General features: G+C 51.5%; 13 protein-coding genes. 8 read left to right on the top strand and 5 right to left on the bottom strand.

What is annotated here, in order from left to right; all coding sequences use genetic code 11:
* Positions 1 to 165: 165 nt before the first annotated feature.
* Positions 166 to 462 carry an anti-adapter protein IraP gene (gene iraP, locus C1N64_RS14695; protein ID WP_006119490.1) on the top strand — a complete coding sequence of 99 codons (297 nt, stop codon included), beginning with the start codon at positions 166 to 168 and terminating at the stop codon, positions 460 to 462.
* A gap of 130 nt (positions 463 to 592) precedes the next feature.
* Here iraP and C1N64_RS14690 read toward each other — a convergent pair whose 3' ends face one another.
* Entirely contained in the window at positions 593 to 916 is a 324-nt protein-coding gene (locus C1N64_RS14690; protein WP_006119488.1) for a DUF6388 family protein, read from the bottom strand.
* 241 nt (positions 917 to 1,157) lie between these two features.
* Here C1N64_RS14690 and yedD point away from each other — a divergent pair, with 241 nt between their 5' ends.
* Positions 1,158 to 1,616, top strand: coding sequence for a lipoprotein YedD (gene yedD / locus C1N64_RS14685; RefSeq protein WP_367143923.1), 459 nt, complete (start codon positions 1,158 to 1,160; stop codon positions 1,614 to 1,616).
* Between the two features lie 82 nt (positions 1,617 to 1,698).
* On the opposite strand, the gene amyA is transcribed toward yedD, so the two are convergent.
* From amyA to fliD, 4 genes are all read right to left on the bottom strand, one after another.
* Positions 1,699 to 3,180, bottom strand: coding sequence for an alpha-amylase (amyA, locus tag C1N64_RS14680; protein WP_205953273.1), 1,482 nt, complete (start codon positions 3,178 to 3,180; stop codon positions 1,699 to 1,701).
* A 104-nt stretch (positions 3,181 to 3,284) separates the two neighbouring features.
* On the bottom strand, positions 3,285 to 3,644 hold the full coding sequence (fliT, locus tag C1N64_RS14675; protein ID WP_033742064.1) for a flagellar protein FliT: 360 nt from the start codon (positions 3,642 to 3,644) through the stop codon (positions 3,285 to 3,287).
* On the bottom strand, positions 3,644 to 4,054 hold the full coding sequence (gene fliS / locus C1N64_RS14670) for a flagellar export chaperone FliS (RefSeq protein WP_033742062.1): 411 nt from the start codon (positions 4,052 to 4,054) through the stop codon (positions 3,644 to 3,646). Before fliS ends, fliT begins: the two co-directional genes overlap by 1 nt.
* Positions 4,055 to 4,068: 14 nt before the next feature.
* Positions 4,069 to 5,466 carry a flagellar filament capping protein FliD gene (gene fliD, locus C1N64_RS14665; RefSeq protein ID WP_058708341.1) on the bottom strand — a complete coding sequence of 466 codons (1,398 nt, stop codon included), beginning with the start codon at positions 5,464 to 5,466 and terminating at the stop codon, positions 4,069 to 4,071.
* A gap of 252 nt (positions 5,467 to 5,718) precedes the next feature.
* Between fliD and C1N64_RS14660 the strand changes: the two genes are divergently transcribed.
* From C1N64_RS14660 to C1N64_RS14635, 6 genes are all read left to right on the top strand, one after another.
* The gene (locus C1N64_RS14660) at positions 5,719 to 6,648 is read left to right on the top strand and encodes a flagellin N-terminal helical domain-containing protein (RefSeq protein WP_006119482.1); all 930 of its coding nucleotides are present in this window, start codon (positions 5,719 to 5,721) and stop codon (positions 6,646 to 6,648) included.
* A gap of 402 nt (positions 6,649 to 7,050) precedes the next feature.
* Positions 7,051 to 7,980 (top strand): flagellin N-terminal helical domain-containing protein, encoded by a 930-nt coding sequence (locus C1N64_RS14655; RefSeq protein ID WP_006119482.1) that lies wholly within the window; start codon positions 7,051 to 7,053, stop codon positions 7,978 to 7,980.
* Between the two features lie 178 nt (positions 7,981 to 8,158).
* Positions 8,159 to 9,064 carry a flagellin N-terminal helical domain-containing protein gene (locus C1N64_RS14650; RefSeq protein ID WP_039342628.1) on the top strand — a complete coding sequence of 302 codons (906 nt, stop codon included), beginning with the start codon at positions 8,159 to 8,161 and terminating at the stop codon, positions 9,062 to 9,064.
* A 186-nt stretch (positions 9,065 to 9,250) separates the two neighbouring features.
* Entirely contained in the window at positions 9,251 to 12,943 is a 3,693-nt protein-coding gene (locus C1N64_RS14645; protein WP_394514909.1) for a glycosyltransferase, read from the top strand.
* Positions 12,944 to 13,073: 130 nt separating this feature from the next.
* Positions 13,074 to 16,547 (top strand): glycosyltransferase family 2 protein, encoded by a 3,474-nt coding sequence (locus tag C1N64_RS14640; RefSeq protein WP_394514908.1) that lies wholly within the window; start codon positions 13,074 to 13,076, stop codon positions 16,545 to 16,547.
* A 76-nt stretch (positions 16,548 to 16,623) separates the two neighbouring features.
* The gene (locus C1N64_RS14635) at positions 16,624 to 17,766 is read left to right on the top strand and encodes a DegT/DnrJ/EryC1/StrS family aminotransferase (protein WP_394514907.1); all 1,143 of its coding nucleotides are present in this window, start codon (positions 16,624 to 16,626) and stop codon (positions 17,764 to 17,766) included.
* Positions 17,767 to 17,938: the final 172 nt, after the last annotated feature.

Raw genomic sequence — 17,938 nt, 5'->3', positions numbered from 1 at the left:
CCTTCAGGGCAAAATCGCGTTGCCATTTTACTGTAAATAAAAACAGTATCAAGCTGATGTTTGCATGAATCCGTTTTTTAGGTCCCGCGTAGAAAAGCATTTTTATCTGGTTTACTCTGAGGGCGCTCTTAACGATATATGCGCTCACTCACCGGGAGAAGTGCAATGCGACAATTGGTTATTGATATTCTGCTTAAACTGGCAAAAATGGATGTCGATGCAAAGGAACTGACTGCTCAGGTCGAAGCGCAGTCATTGCTGGTTGCCGCTTTATTAGTCCAGGCGAAACAAGATAATGCGTTAACGATTTCTGAGACGGTGCAGGATGCCATTGTCACGGCATCGCGTTCCTCATCAGAGTTCATGCAGTCTGATATTGATCTGTTGCTCACGCACCTCAACCGATTACTGGCCGTGGCTAAGTATGTTGAGGTGAGAGGAAAGCTCGAACAAGAAGAGTGATGGCTAACGCTGGCGGCAGCGGGGTTTTCTGCCGCCAGCGAGGCCGTATCAGGGGCATTAACCGTTTGTTGTCACGACGCTGCGCAACGCCATCGCCGTTATTCTTCCTGTCCGCACAGCTGAGGTATAGCTAGAGCTCGTTCTTAATACAAAATTCTTCCCAACTCATTCCCAGAGATTCGGCATGCGATCGGAGATAGGCTTCGATGGCTTCGGCGGCGACGGCTTTATCCGGCTCTGCCAGTTGAATCGAAAAAATCATACCATCAAGATTTTTCTGGCGTAAAAAGGCGGCATAAATGCGTTCGGCGTGCCACTCGCGCAATTCACGCAGGGACATATTGGCGGCACGGGCATCCTGTTCGGTCAGTTCATCGAGTGCGGCCTGAAAATCGGCATGGGCAGTGAAGAACATTTGGCGTGCCTGGGCATAATAAGCTTCTGGAGTTTTCATGACAAATCTCTGAGATGTAATGCAGGGCGACAGTGTAGCCTGTTGTGCCTCCCTTGTCAGGCCGGAGTGGACAGGTTCATTCACAGCGATAAAAGCGGGCAGGGAAGGGAATAAACATCACCCGGTGCGTGATGAATCCAGGAAAAGCGCGCTTTACGTTGATTTCATCCCTCAGATATCTTGCACATCTGGCGGTAAAAATTATAACGTAGCCGCCATTAACCGGATTTAGGGATCAAAGATGAAAAACTGGATGCTGATTGCCACACTGGCGCTGAGTGGCTGCGCACAAATAAACAGTTATCAAAGTGCGGTGCAAACGCCGGCCCCGGCAAATTTACAAGGCAACTGGCAGACGGTTGGGCCGCAGAGTAACCTGATTAGCGACAAGGCGATTGGGAGTCTGATTATCAACGCGGACGGCAGTACGCTGGATTGCCGGCAGTGGCAACGGGTCATTGCGAAGCCAGGCAAATTGACGCAGCTGAATGGCGATTATGTCAATGTTACGCGTCAGTTACGCATCATGACACTGGATCTGGATGGCGGTGAGCTGGATTACGACGGGCTTACGTTGCGTAAGGTCGATCGACCCACGGTGGAATGCCAGAAAGCTATACAGGAAGCGGCCCAACATCCCGGTGTGGATGTGATTCAGAATATCGAACCTGAGATTATGCGTCCGGTTCTGAACAAATAAATGACGCAAAGCGGTCCACGAGACCGCTTTGCGCTGATGCGCAGGCTGTTACCGCGCCAGAAAAAGCAGCGGACCTGTGGTTTTATGCCTCAACAACCCAGACACTCACGCTGCCTGCATTACAGCGAAACACGGCGCTGCCGGCGTCGTCCGTCGTAACGGTATCGGATTGATGTCCCAGATAGTCATACCATACTTTCCCGGCATATCCTTCTCCCATTGAAATCTGTTTTTCCCCCGCTTCGCCATTCGACATGATCACAATACAGCCCGGCTTTTCAGCGGTTCCGCTGCGGCTGAACGCGACGCAGTTAGGATGGTCGAAGTAATCGGTTTGCGCGCCCCAGCCAAATTGCTGACGGGCACGAATCAGCCCTTCGAGTTCAGGAATGACCGGCATATCGACCTGATGCATTTCACCGTCTCCGCCTTCATCCTCATAGTGGGCACCGAACAGGTCCGGATAAAAAATGGTCGGAACGCCTTGCTCGCGCAACAGAATCAGCGCATAAGCCAGCGGCTTAAACCAGGCTTCAACGGGCGCTTCCAGAGACTGCAGCGGCTGTGTGTCGTGGTTGGCCACGATAGTCACGGCATGCCACGGGTCGGCTAATACCAGCGAGTTATCAAAAATTTTGCTCAGGTCATAATCGCTGCCGGCTTTAGACGCCTGATGAAAATTCATATGCAGCGGGGCGTCAAACAGCAGCGTTTTGCCTTCCACCTGATGGATATATTCCTGCAACTTTTCGGTTTCAAAGGACCAGTATTCCGCCACAATAAACAGCGGTTCGTTAGCGACGTCCTGAATATGTTCGATCCAGTCTTTGTAAAACCAGGCCGGGATATGTTTTACCGCGTCCAGACGAAAGCCGGTGCAGGGGACCTGCTCCATGACCCAGCGCGCCCAGTATTTGAGTTCTTCGCTCACCGCCTTATTGCGGAAATCAACATTGGCGCCCATCAGATAATCAAAGTTACCTAACTCGTTATCCACCTGGTCGTTCCAGCCTTCAGCGGTATAATCGTTGATGATTTTGAACACGCCGTTTTCATCGGGGTTTTCAATATGGTCAACCCCGCTAAAACACTTATGATCCCAGATGAATGTCGAGTATTCGCCTGCCCGCGCCGGAAACGTAAACTTCGTCCAGGCTTCGCATTCCACGACCTCGGGATAAATTTCATCACGATTATCCGGGTTAACGCGATTTACGCTCACCTGTTCTTTCTCGTCCGCGCCCATTTTATGGTTGAGAACCACATCCAGCAGCACGCCAATGTTGTGGCTGCGCAGCGCATTGACGGCAGCCAGCAACTGCTGCTTATCACCATATTTGGTGGCGACGCTGCCTTTTTGCTCAAACTCGCCTAAATCGAAGAGATCGTAGCTGTCATAACCCACCGAGTAACCACCGGACTCGCCTTTATAGCAAGGGGGCAGCCAGACCATGTTGATGCCGATGTCATTAAGCAGGGCCGCTTTTTCTGCGACTTCCGGCCACAGCGTGCTGCCATCGGGATAATACCAGTGGAAAAACTGCAAAAGGGTTGGGTTGTGCATGACAAACGTCCAGTCAGAGGAGAGGGAACTGGAAGTATGGGATAAGAGTGAAGAAATTACGCGGGTAAACTAAAAAAAGAGTGTTTACCCGCATAAGTCGGCCTTTACTGGTCTTTTGGGTAAAGGATATTACCCGCCATCTTGCCGTAAGAAGAGACAATATTGTGTTGCTGCGTTGAGGTCGTGACCAGCGAGCGCAGTTCGCTCATACGTTCACCCAGCAACGTCTTCAGCGTGGTTTCATTCTTCAGAATTTGCTCAAGTACCGGGCGAATTTGTGCCCGCTGTAATGCGGACAGCGCACTGGCATCGTTATCACGCGCAACACGCTCGACGCTACTAACGTAAGTTGATTCGCAACTAAGCAACTCATCCCATTGTCCCTGCCGGGCATTTTCCAGCATGGCATTACTGAGCGTGAGTAAGTGTTGATATCCTTTTAGCAGCTCGAGTGGATGACTCATTAAAAGGTATCCTGCTGTGGCTGGTAATTAGGGCCAATCTGTTTCCACGCATCCGCAATATTATTGAGCAAGCCTTCGACTTCCGTAATGGCCTCAAGGTCGTTGTTCAGGTTAGCCTGTAACAGACGACGGGTCATATATTCATACAGATCGTCGAGATTAGCGGAAATTTCACCGCCAACCTCATGGTTCAGGCCTGCGCGCAGCCCGTTAGTAATGATATTAATGGCCTTAGATAAGGCGTTACCTTTACCGGGAATATCGCCTTGCTCAATTAAAATGGCAGCTTTTTTCATGGCGCTCAGGGCGCCATCAAAAAGCAGCACGACCAGCTGATGTGGGCTGGCGCTTAATACGGCGCTTTCCACACCTACCTGCGCATAGGCCTGAATACCGGACTTAGCGTACATGCTTACCACTCCTGTTATAGTTTGGCGAACTGCTGGGTCAAATAGTTACCGGTCTGGGTCATGGAGCTGACCAGGGTAGACAGACTGGTAAACTGTGTTTTGTAACGCGCCATGGTCGCCGCAATCTGGCTGTTTACTTCGTCGTACTGATCGGACAGTTTTTTCAGTGAGGTATTAATGCCGTTAGTGGCATTTTGTACCTGTCCGTCACTGGCCAGTATCTGCGTCAGTTTGTTATTTGCCTGTGTGGCAAACCCGGTTGTTTTACCGTCACCCGTCAGAAAGTTCAGGACATCTGTCGGTTGATTGGTCAGGGCTTTGTCCAGTTTGGTGCTGTCCACAGTCAGCTTGCCGTTAACGTCCTGCGTGATCCCCAGTTGTGACAGACTGGTCAGGTTTCCGCTGGCTTGTGCGCTGGACAGTTGACTGCGCAGGCTGGTCTGGATGTTACGTAAGGTATTATCACCCAACAGATCGCCGTTACCGGAACTTTGCGACTCACCTGCTTTCACCGCCGTGTATTTCGTCTGGTTACCGATAGTGGTTTGCAGGGAGTTGTAGGCATCTACGTAAGCCTGAATTGCCGCCGTCATTGGCTGATTGTCTGTGGCGACGGTCAGCGTTTCCGGTGTATTTGTAGCGGTGGTTTTCGTCAGGTTGAGCGTGACACCTTCAGGCGCGTCCGTGACGGTATTGCTGCTGCGGGTGATGGACACGCCGTTAATTTTTAACTGCGCATCTTTAGCGGCAACCTGTTCGGTCATCGCGTTGCTGCTGCCACCCGAACTGTAATTAATATACTGGGACAGCGTGCCGTCGTCCGTACTGACCGTCATCGCATTCGCTGTGCCACTGTCGCGTGCAGTCAGAGACAGATAATAGGTATTATCGTCTGCTTTAATAATACTGGCGTTTACGCTGCCTTGCTGTTTATTAATCGCATCGCGAATATCAGACAGGCTGGTTTGATCTTTGCTCAGTGTTACCGTGAGCGGCGATTTCTGCCCAGACTGGGAAATCGTAATCGTGCGAGATGCCAGGCTCTGATCACCTAAATCGGTATCTTTACTGCTGGCTGATTTTGACAGCAGCGATTGCGAAGAGGCGAGTTGAGTAACCTCAATAGAATAGTTACCGGCGGAGGCTTTGCTCGCCAGCGTGGCAGTGAAAGCGGTATTCGTGCTGGTGACTTTCGTAGCCGCAATCGTCGAGGCATTTTGCAATGCCGCCGCCGCGGTCTGCAATTTTGACAGGCCGGTTTTCACCACGCCCCAGGCGGTAAGCTGAGCGTTATAGGACGCCTGCTGCTTAGTAATAGGCGTCAGTTTAGTCTGCTCAGCGGATTCCAGGCTGCTGTAGAGAGTATTCAGGTCGAGGTTCGTACCAGCACCGAGTGAACTTACACTTGCCATGCTTTAATCCTTTACGAGTTTACGTTAAGTGAAATGGGTATCGGCAGCGAGTGGCAAAAGATTAGCCTGTTTCTGAAAAAATTGATGGCTGAATAAAACCCCTTTCTTTAATTGTCTTCCCGGATTTGGCTGACGAAAAATTACTGAATTTTTTTTCTAAAGGTTGAACGAGGGCTGACGATAATCAGGTTGTCGGTAAGCTAGCCGAATTCAGACGCCTAATATGGCTCAATTTTTTAAAGGAAAAACATCATGGCAGTGATTAACACTAACACCCTGTCGCTGGTTACCCAGAACAACCTGAGCAAGTCACAGTCTTCTCTGGGTACTGCAATTGAGCGCCTGTCTTCTGGCCTGCGTATCAACAGCGCAAAAGACGATGCAGCCGGCGAAGCTATCGCTAACCGCTTCAGCTCTAACATCAACGGCCTGACCGTTGCAGCCCGTAACGCCAACGACGGTATCTCTCTGTCGCAGACGGCTGAAGGCGCCCTGACTGAAGTGAACAACAACCTGCAGCGTGTACGTGACCTGACCGTTCAGGCGCAGAACAGCTCTAACTCAGCATCTGACATCGACTCAATCCAGGCTGAAGTTAACCAGCGTATGCAGGAAATCGACCGCGTCACCAAGCAGACCGATTTCAACGGCATCAAAGTTCTGAACACCGGTTCAGGCAGCACCACTTATAACTTCCAGGTTGGCGCAAAAGACGGCGAAACCATCGGTATCACCATCAGCTCAAGCGACGGTTTTGACCTGGCAGCAGCGGGCCAGTCTGGCACCACTCAGAACACCAGCTCAACAACCGGTCAGACCGTTAACGGTAACGCCCGTACCACTTCAGCTATCGGTTTCGACGTGCTGAAAGGCGCAGTAACCGGCGGTACCGGCGGTACTGCAGCAGGTACCACACCGCTGGCCGACATTGACAAGGCGATCAAAGCCGTTGACAACCAGCGCAGCCTGCTGGGTGCGTCTCAGAACCGTTTTGAGTCCACCATCAGCAACCTGAACAACACCGTGACCAACCTGACCGCTGCCCGCAGCCGTATTCAGGATGCGGACTACGCGACGGAAGTGTCAAACATGTCCCGCGCGCAGATCCTGCAGCAGGCCGGTTCTTCTGTACTGGCACAGGCCAACCAGGTGCCACAGACCATGCTGTCTCTGCTGCGTTAATCGCCGCACAGCCCGTCTGATTAAAAGCGCCCCCAGTGATGAGGGCGCTTTTTTATTGTTGATGGATCCAGCAGACGGTTTATTTTCCGGATATGACAGTCTGCCCGAAGCTCTCTCACAGGGCTGTCTGACTGTCGTTTGACAAACTAAGGTTCGCGCAATGCTTATTGTCGATGGGGCAATGATTGTTTGCGCTGAGTTAATGTCATCAGAAAGCGTAACAGCGACAGCACTATTTTTTGATAACCACGCCATTCCGCCAGGATGCCTTCCTGTCTCATTAAAATAAAAGCCGTCATTCTCTCTAAAGTTTTAGCCCCGACGGGCGATAACAATAGTGAAGGCGATAAAGCCGCAGGATTAACACCTGACCCCCGACATTATTTATGAAGGATAATTATCATGGCCGTTATTAACACCAATACCCTGTCGCTGGTTACCCAGAACAACCTGAGCAAGTCACAGTCTTCTCTGGGTACTGCAATTGAGCGCCTGTCTTCTGGCCTGCGTATCAACAGCGCAAAAGACGATGCAGCCGGCGAAGCTATCGCTAACCGCTTCAGCTCTAACATCAACGGCCTGACCGTTGCAGCCCGTAACGCCAACGACGGTATCTCTCTGTCGCAGACGGCTGAAGGCGCCCTGACTGAAGTGAACAACAACCTGCAGCGCGTACGTGACCTGACCGTTCAGGCGCAGAACAGCTCTAACTCAGCATCTGACATCGACTCAATCCAGGCTGAAGTTAACCAGCGTATGCAGGAAATCGACCGCGTCACCAAGCAGACCGATTTCAACGGCATCAAAGTTCTGAACACCGGTTCAGGCAGCACCACTTATAACTTCCAGGTTGGCGCAAAAGACGGCGAAACCATCGGTATCACCATCAGCTCAAGCGACGGCTTCGACCTGGCAGCAGCCGGCCAGTCTGGCACCACTCAGAACACCAGCTCAACAACCGGTCAGACCGTTAACGGCAACGCCCGTACCACTTCAGCTATCGGTTTCGACGTGCTGAAAGGCGCAGTAACCGGCGGTACCGGCGGTACTGCAGCAGGCACCACACCGCTGGCCGACATTGACAAGGCGATCAAAGCCGTTGACAACCAGCGCAGCCTGCTGGGTGCGTCTCAGAACCGTTTTGAGTCCACCATCAGCAACCTGAACAACACCGTGACCAACCTGACCGCTGCCCGCAGCCGTATTCAGGATGCGGACTACGCGACAGAAGTGTCAAACATGTCCCGCGCGCAGATCCTGCAGCAGGCCGGTTCTTCTGTACTGGCACAGGCTAACCAGGTGCCACAGACCATGCTGTCTCTGCTGCGTTAATCGCCGCACAGCCCGTCTGATTAAAAGCGCCCTCAGAAATGAGGGCGTTTTTTTTGCCAAATCAGTTAAAAAAATTTAAGTAATGTATAAAGTTTGTCCCCCGTTCGACGATAACAATAATGAAGGCGATAAAGCCGCAGCCCAAATCTGAACCCTATCATCATGAAGGATAATTATTATGGCAGTCATTAATACCAATACCCTGTCGCTGGTTACTCAGAACAACCTGACCAAATCTCAGTCATCACTGGGTACGGCGATTGAGCGCCTGTCTTCTGGCCTGCGTATCAACAGCGCAAAAGACGACGCAGCCGGCGAAGCTATCGCTAACCGCTTCAGCTCTAACATTAACGGCCTGACCGTTGCAGCCCGTAACGCCAACGACGGTATCTCTCTGTCGCAGACGGCTGAAGGCGCCCTGACTGAAGTGAACAACAACCTGCAGCGTGTACGTGACCTGACCGTTCAGGCGCAGAACAGCTCTAACTCAGCGTCTGACATTGACTCAATCCAGGCGGAAGTTAACCAGCGCATGGAAGAGATCAACCGCGTTACTCAGCAGACTGACTTTAACGGTATTAAAGTGTTGAATACCGGTTCAGGTTCTCAGACGTATAACTTCCAGGTTGGCGCAAAAGACGGCGAAACCATCGGTATCACCATCAGTGCAAGCAACGGTTTCAACCTGTTCAATACCTCTGGTGCGACTGCTCAGACAACCGGTCAGACTATCAATGGCAACGCGCGTACTACCGCGGCTGAAGGTTTTGACGTGATGAGCGGGACCGTAACAAGCGGTGGCACCACCGATGGTTCACCTCTGGCGGACATCGATGCGGCCATCAAAGCGGTCGACAACCAGCGCAGCCTGCTGGGTGCGTCTCAGAACCGTTTTGAATCCACCATCAGCAACCTGAACAACACCGTGACCAACCTGACCGCTGCCCGCAGCCGTATTCAGGATGCGGACTACGCGACGGAAGTGTCAAACATGTCCCGCGCGCAGATCCTGCAGCAGGCCGGTTCTTCTGTACTGGCACAGGCCAACCAGGTGCCACAGACCATGCTGTCTCTGCTGCGTTAATCGCCGCACAGCCCGTCAGATTAAAAACGCTCTCAGAAATGAGGGCGTTTTTTCTTAATCGGTCTAATTAGCCCGCTTTGCTATAGCTTTTCCCGCCCTAAATTAATACCCAAAAATTTACAATAGTCTGAAACAGGTAAGGTACTTACGTGCAGGATAGTGCTATGCACAACCAGAGGATGTCAGATGAACAGGCTTTTAATAAGCATTGACCGAGTTGAGCAGTTTTCTCTTCACGTGAATGAGGCGCTCGATATCATTGATGTTTTTTTACCCTGGGGATGGCAGGTGGATATTGTCACCAGTACCTATGGTAAAACGCTGTCGTTTGAACTGGAAAAGTACAAATCCAACCCGGCTTTCCGCATTATCAGTGATAAGCAAGGCACGCTCGCTGATGCTTATAGCCTCATCTGGGTCTATAAGGGTTTTATTGCACAAAAATTGTTACCCGTGCTGGAAACGTTAACAGGCACGGCCCCGGTTATTTTCCGCCACTTTTATGATTATCATGACATTTATATGCCGTGGGGCGCTGAGCTGGAAAATCAGCTCGCCTCCCTGTCATTGAGTTTGTCGCCTGTGGTATCAGAACGTTTGCTGCAAAACGGACTGCTATCCAGTCAGATCGCTGTTTTGCCGTTTACCGTTCCTTCCGCATTCAGTTGCTATCCATCTCGTAATGCCCGCACTGCGCTCAAACGCATACTTTATTACGCCCCGGATATTTCCGCAGAAATGTATGAGCTGCAACAGCAACTGAAAAGTCAGTCCATTACGCTGGAATGGTTCGACTGTAGCCAGCCTGTGAGTCGGATTGAGCCTGAGTGGCTGGATAACTACGATATGGTCATGGGTGGCGATGAAATTGTGGCCAAGGCATTAATACTGGGTATTCCGGTATTTTTAGCGTCTACAACCGGCGTGGAAGGTTATCTGAACGCGCATAACCTTCAGGAGTTTGAACAATCGCATTTTACCGTGGTGAATCTGCAGTTTTGCCCGGAGACGGAGGAGTGGATCGCCGCACTCAAACGGGGTTTCAGTGAAGCCGTGGCATGGACCCGGGCGAACCAGGGCCGCTTTGGCGATAAATGGACGATGCCTGCTGCGATCCAGACTATCCTCAGCCAGCTCCCTGCGCCCAAACGCTGGTCCATGGATGACCCGGCGCAACATGCGTTACGCTTTCACAGACAGTCCGTCCTGTCCTGGGCCGATAAAAATTACTCCATTGAACAGTGGCTGAAAGACAGGTCAATTACCGAAGCCCGACGCGCAGCGTTACAGTCATTTATTCAGTCTGTGCCCGAAAGTGGCGACATCGGGATCGTGATCATTGATGAAAACGGCGATGCCGCAGCCTGTGAACGTTCCCTTGCCGCCGTCAGGCAGCAAACATTGCCGCCCGCGACGGTCATGTTACTGAGCGATGTCGACATTGCGTTAAATGAGGGGACGATAAGCGCCTGTGCCTCAGGCTGGGTCGCTGAACTTAACGAGGTCGTTTATCACGAAACCGGGCCAGCTGCGCTGTTGCTGGTGATGGCAGGGGATGAGCTTTTGCCTGACGCGTTGCTGTTGCTGGCAGAGCAGCGTTTGCGACGCCCGGAAACGGCTGTGTGGTATGTCGATGAAACCTTTAATGATGATATGAATGAGCCGGGAGCGATTCTTCGTCCCGATCCCAATATCGATCTGTTAAGAAGTACGCCTTACGTAGGCCGCACGTTGCTGTTTGACCGCCGGAAAGTGCAGGCGGCGGGGAAGGGCGAGGATGCCGTCAATCCTCTGATCATGTATGAATGGCTGTGGCGTTGCATTGAAAATCAGGGACCGGGCGCGCTCGGACATGTGGCAGATGTCGTAGTCAGAGGCCAAAAAGAGAACGGGCGCTGGCATGAAGCGCAGTCCTGTGAAGCCGGCTATCGGCGCGTTGTCGAGGCGCATTTACAGCGTTTAGGGATAAAAGCGTCACTTGATGCCGGCGTGAATCCCGGTTTTGCACGGGTGCGCTATCAGTGGGACACGCAGCCTCTTATTTCTGTTATCGTCCCCACGCGTGACCATGCCGCCTTACTCCGTGCCTGCATCGATACGTTGATGGAGAAAACGCGTTATCCCTATTATGAATTACTGATCGTCGACAATCAGTCCGTGGATGCGCAGGCCTGTACCTTTCTCAACGATCTCGACAAACTCAATATCGAACAGATTAAGGTACTGCGTTACGACGCGCCGTTTAATTTCGCCGCCATGCATAATCGCGCCGCAGAGCAGGCGAAGGGCGATGTCTTGTTGTTCCTGGATAACGACTGCCAGATTACGCAACCTGACTGGCTGGATGCGCTACTGGAGCATGCACTGCGGCCAGAGGTCGCATTAGTCGGGGCGCGCCTTGAATACCACGATGGCCGGGTTCAGCACGGCGGTTATCTGCTGGGGGTACAGAACGGCGTTGACAATCCGTGGGAGGGGATGCAGGAACATGCCAGAGGTTTCCAGAGCTACCTGCAAACGGAGCACAATCTTGCTGCAGTGAGTGGGTCCTGCATGATGGTCCGTAAAGACGTGTTCTTTAGTCTGGGTGGCTTTGCTGAGAACGATTTCTCGCTTTACTTCGCGGATGTCGATTTGGGGTTACGTGCGCAGCAACAAGGTTACTTAAACGTCTGGACGCCGTGGTCGCGTGTTCGCCATATGGGCGGTGCAACGCGGTTGATGCCAGAAAAGTTCAACGTACAGGAAAGGCCGTTTCAGCATGACTATAGTCGGCTTCGCCAGCAGTGGCGCGCTACGCTGTTAAAAGATCCCAGTAACCATCCGCTGATGCAGCGGGCAGGTAAACCGTTTACGCTGGGTGCAGGGACGGCGCGTTTTCAGCAGCCGCTGCCGGGCAGGCCACTGCCTGTCGTGCTCGCACACCATGTCGACTGGCAGGGATGTGGCAATCACCGCATCCTGCAACCGTTCAAGGCCATGGAAAGTCAGTTGCTGCTTGAGGGCGGACTGACTCAGCAAATTCCCGGCGTAATGGAAGTCGCACTTCTACAGCCTGATATTATTGTGCTGGAGTCGCTGAGTGGCGGCCGTTTCCCGTCGGTCATGGCGCAATATCGCGACGTTTGCGATGCCAAAATTGTGGTTGAGTACGACGACTACCTGCTCAACGTACCGGTAAAAAATGGCAACCGTAACCAGTTCCCTAAACAGATTGTCAAAAATCTTCGCAAAGTAATGGAGTGCGCGGACTGGGTGGTTGTGTCAACCGCACCGTTAGCGGATGCCTACAGCCGTTTCCATCATGATATCCGCATTGCACAGAACCGTCTCGCAGAAGGTCAGTGGGGCCATTTGACCAGCCAGCGCGGCGTGGGGCGTAAAGTGCGTATCGGCTGGGCGGGCGGCAGTACGCATGCCGGTGACCTGCAAATTTTGCTGCCGCTTATCAAGGAGCTGGAAGACAAGGTTGAATGGGTTTTCATGGGAATGAAACCGCGGGGCGTGCACTGTGAGTTCCACACTGGCGTGCCGTTTGATATGTACCCAGAAAAGCTGGCCAGCCTGAACCTGGATCTGGCGCTGGTGCCGCTCGAAGTCAACCAGTTCAATGAATGCAAAAGTAATTTGCGGTTACTGGAGATCGGCACCTGTGGCGTGCCGATCATTGCCACCAGTATCGAACCCTATCGTTGTGGCCTGCCCGTCACGCTCGTTGAAAACCGCTTTAAAGACTGGATGAGCGCTATACGCGCGCACCTTGCGGATATGGATGCCACTCGTCGTCTGGGCGATCAACTTCGCGCGGCGGTCCATCAGGACTGGTACCTGAGGGAGCAGGGATTAAACGAATGGCAGAGAGGTTGGCTTTCTGCCTGAGACAGTGGCGGCGCGTCGTCCTGATGATGACGCCGTCGTTACATGACCGGACATAACGTCTCCATAGAGACACACAACGTTCAGGCAACGCCAGCTTTTCATTGTCGCGCCTGTAGAAAAAGAGGCTGTTATGCGTGGGTTCACCTTTCCTTACTTACTTCTGGCACCGGATTACATCGAATCTTCATCCGGCGTTCAGGTTATCCATCAGCTCTGTCACATGATTAATGAACAGGGCGGTAAAGCCTGGATGGTTAATTGCCGCGTGAATCCAGAATGGAATACGCCGGTGATAAACAGTGAAGACTGGAAAGTTATTCAAAACAGCGGGCAACCCTGGATTGCCATTTACCCTGAAATCGTATCGGGTAATCCTCTTTCCGCGCCCGTATGTGTTCGCTATATGCTGAACCGGGAAGGCGTGATCATGAATAACCGGATCCATGAAGGACCGGATGATTTATTTTTCTGGTACCGCAATGAGTTTGCTGAAAAAGCCGTTGACCCACAAATATTGGGAATCGAATCCTTTGATCTGCAATTATTTTGTGACGACAACCCGCAGAAAGACCTGAATATCCTCTACCTGAATCGTGTGCCTGAGTCGGTCGTTAATTTCAGCCAGCTACCCGCGGATACCAAAATCTTGTCCATGGCAAACCCATTGACGCTGAAAGAACTTGCCGTTGTGCTCAAGCGTACGCGCGTATTTTATTCGTATGAGTCCTCGGGCACCTGCGCAATGGCGATTTTATGCGGAAGTCCTGTAGTTGCGTTAACCGCACCGGGTTATGAAAAGTATGCCATTACGCAGGAAACCGTGCGTGACAACGGTGGCGCTGGATTTTGCTGGGAAAACACCCAGGAAGCTATTGATACCGAGCGCCAGAATTTATGGAAGATGCGAGACTATTTTCTGGTCCGACGCGCGCGAAGTCAGCAACAGTTTGAAAACTTCGTTACGTTGACACAAGAAAAGGCCGAACAACGTGCCGCGCAGGATAAGCGACACGCTTTGAATGACTGGCTGTATAAGCGGCAACTTCCGGCTCCTGCTGAAGAGGTGCAGAGTCCTTCATCACTGCCACTCCTCAGAATGCTGATTGCCGTCCAGCCAGGCAGCGAAGCGGACAGGACCTCGACGCTGAATGCCTTATTGCCTCAGTTAGATCAGGTAACAGGATGCGCCGTTTTACTGGCGACGCCGCAGGAAACGTGCCACGTTTCTGACGATCGTGTCTTTCAGATTCGGTCTGATGTGTGGCTGAATGAAATTAATTGTCATCTGGAGCAGAACGTTTACGACTGGATATACGTCGTTCCTGCCGGGTGTCAGTTTACAGCGGAAAGTTTACGACTCCTTGCTGAGGCCTTGCACAGCAGAACGGGATGCGCCTTTGTTTACGCGGATGAAGGCCTCTCTGACAAGGAAGGGAAAATTCATCCTCATTTTAAGCCTGCATTTTGCCCGGACCTTTTTCTGAGTCAGCCTTCACTCTACCTTAAGCGCGGGATCTTCGCGCGAAACGCCTTGATGGCTATCGGCGGGTTTAATGCTGATTTATCCGTGAGCTATGAGCTGGATGCGATTACGCGACTGTTAGCTACGCGCGATAGCAACGTGTTTGGCCATGTTTCAGAGGTCTTTACCGTGACGCCTCTGAACAGCTGTGTGGCACAGGATCTGCAGCAGGAACATGCTGTGTTGCAATCTTATCTTCAGCAGCAGGGCTTCAGCCAGGGTGTTGTGGAGCACCAGCCGGGTAAACCGTGGCGATTAAGATACAGCACGGAGCCGGTGATTTCGCTCAGCATCATACTTGTCGCTGGCACGGATATCCATCAACTGCAGTGTTGCATCACTACGTTATTTGAACAAACCCACCAACCGGTATGCCAGTTGATTGTTATTGTGACGCCGGCGACCTCTGAGGCCATCACGGCCTGGCTGACGACAAATTTGTCAACAGCGTCGGTTAACATCAACATCCTGAAAAGTCATGGCAGCCAAACCCAGGAAGCGGCGATTAATGAGGCAGTAGGGCAGGCAGAAGGGGAGTTTCTGCTGTTATTGGATCCCCGTGTTTTATTTGTCAGCCGCGGCTGGCTGGAGGCGCTGGCATGTCATGCCCTGCGACATGATGTTGTCTGCGTCGCGCCTCATATTATCAACCTGGACAGTCAGCTCTTATGTGCCGGAGAAATTCTTGGGGTTCGGGGCCTGGCCTTCCCTGTTGGTTATGCCGAAAGATGGGGCAATGCAGGCTACCTGTCACGCTATCAAAGCGACTGTAGTTATTCGACGTTGGCCACAGACTGTCTGTTAATCAGAAAAGACAGATGGCTGGAGGTCGGTGGATTTGATACGGCTTATACACAACCTCTGCTGGCCAGACTGGACCTGAATCTGCGACTGGTTCAGCAGGGCGGTCGGGCAATATGCACACCTTACAGCGTTGTAGCAAAACAGGAAGCCGTGACGGACTTTCCGCCACAATATGCGTTGTCGCCTTCACAGGAACTTGACCGTTTCTATCACGCCTGGCTCCCTGTTCTGGCAGATGATCCGGCTTATAATAAAAATTTAAGCCTGAACAGAACCCTTTTTACCGCAGACAGCACGTTAGTCACGGGCTGGAATCCGCTCAAACCTGGCGAAACACGCACCGTCATTTTTATCGCGCAGGATCAGAATAATACTGGCGTGCAGCGATTTACCACCGCGCTGGACAGGCTGATGAATGCCGGTGGCGTCAAAAGCGTGCTTCTTGAACAGATACCCTCCGCGCCAGAATTATTGCGGCATCATCCTGACGAGCTCGTTATCAGCGGCGAACTGACGGATCTCGCCTGCCAGACAATCAGGCAACTCAAGAACGCCATAACCTGTCGTGTTCATTATCTTATTCAGGACGATCCGAATGCGCGGAAATATAAAAAATTAATTGAAGATAATGTTATCGATAACTGGCTAACGTACAGCGATGCACTGGCCAATTGGCTCAAAAAGCGCCATAAACCTGTCGTTATTCTTCCCAATGTTTTAGTACAACCCTGTCAGGATAGAGTTAAGCAGAAAAAAGACAAATGCCGTGTCGTGTGTTTCACATACGATCTCAGGAAGAAAGATTATGAATTACTGACTCCAGCGATAACGGCAAGTGCGGAAAAGCTTGACTGGATTGTCATTGGACATTGTCCGCCGGAATGGCTGCCTTATATCAGGGAAACGTACCGTTTTCAGACTGAGGCCCGCCTGGTCGCGCAGTTGCTGCATTGTGACGCCGATATCGCCGTGCTTCCGCGCTGCAACAATGATGAAAACCGTTACAAAGATAACAACGTACTCATGCAGTTAGCAGTAATGGGGATACCGGCGATGTATAGCGATCATCCTACATTCGGTGAGTCCGTTCCCGGCTGGAGAGTAAAACATAACCCGAACGCCTGGAAAGAGGCTATCGCAACGCTTTGTACTGATACGTCGCTGAGTGACACGCTCAGTCAGCAATTGAAAGAAAAAGCGTATAACGAGGTAAACCAGGACGCGCTTATGACACTTTTCGGCCGGATACAGGCGTTATCTGAAGCCACTCAGGCATAAATGACGTGCAGAGACAGCGCGCCAGATAAAAGCCCTGTACGCATTCAACAATTATTTAAGGTCAGGAAGTTATCCGATGAAGATAAACAAACCCTCATCAAATGTGCTGGTGACAAGTCCTCTTCTGCCGCCCCTGGAAGAGTTCCTGCCTTATTTAGAACGTATCTGGGACAGTAAACAGCTCACAAATGGTGGTCCGTATCACCAGGAGCTGGAACGGGCCCTTGCCGATTATCTCGGTGTCGAGCACCTCAGTTTGTTCGCGAACGGTACCCTGGCGCTGGTGACTGCGCTTCAGGCGCTCAGAATCACGGGGGAGGTGATTACCACTCCCTATTCTTTCGTCGCGACATCCCATTCCTTATTATGGAACGGCATAAAACCCATATTCGTCGATATTGATCCTGTTACCTGCAATATCGATCCTGAAAAAATCGAATCCGCCATTACGCCTACCACCAGTGCAATTTTACCCGTTCACTGCTATGGCATTCCCTGCGATGTCGACCGCATTCAACGTATTGCCGACAACTACGGTCTGAAAGTCATCTACGATGCCGCGCACTGTTTTGGTGTTAAACAAAAAAACGTCAGTATCCTGAATCACGGCGATCTTTCTGTTTTAAGCTTCCATGCGACAAAGGTATTTAACACGTTTGAAGGCGGCGCCATTATCTGCCCGAATGAAAAAATCAAACGACGTATTGATTATTTAAAGAATTTTGGCTTTGCCGATGAAACCACGGTGGTTGCGCCGGGTATCAATGGCAAAATGAATGAAGTTCAGGCGGCATTTGGATTACTCCAGCTGAAGCATGTGGATTCAGCGCTGGCTAAGCGTAAAGTCATCTACGAAAAATATCAGCAGGCATTAGGGCATATACACGGACTTACGCTACTACCGCTCGTTGATGAAACCGACTGGAACTATGCATATTGCCCGGTCTTTGTTCACGCGGGATTATTCCCGATGACGCGTGATGAACTGTATCATCACTTCAAAAGCCAAAATATTTATGTCAGACGGTATTTTTATCCGCTCATCTCCGATTTCCCGATGTATAAAGGCTATGAATCATCGGCTCCTTCAAATTTGCCGGTGGCCAGTCAAATTTCTCTGCAGGTGTTGTGTTTACCGGTGCATCCGAACCTGGCGGAAGCGGATCAGGATGAGATTATTAACATTATTATGCGTGCCAGCAATGTGAATGCTGCGTAAGCCTTCAATCCGGATCTTTATAAGCCCGTCAGGCAAAAGGGAACATGCTTTTGCCTGACGCTGCAGATCTCACATGCTTTCCATCTGCACGATCTCGCTTTCTTAACCGTTTCTCATCTCAAAAATCGTTGCTGACAGCGGTATATCGAAAAAGAAACGGGAAGGGCACAGA

The organism is Pantoea sp. SGAir0215, from assembly GCF_043543215.1.
This window is presented reverse-complemented; position numbering and strand designations above follow the sequence as displayed.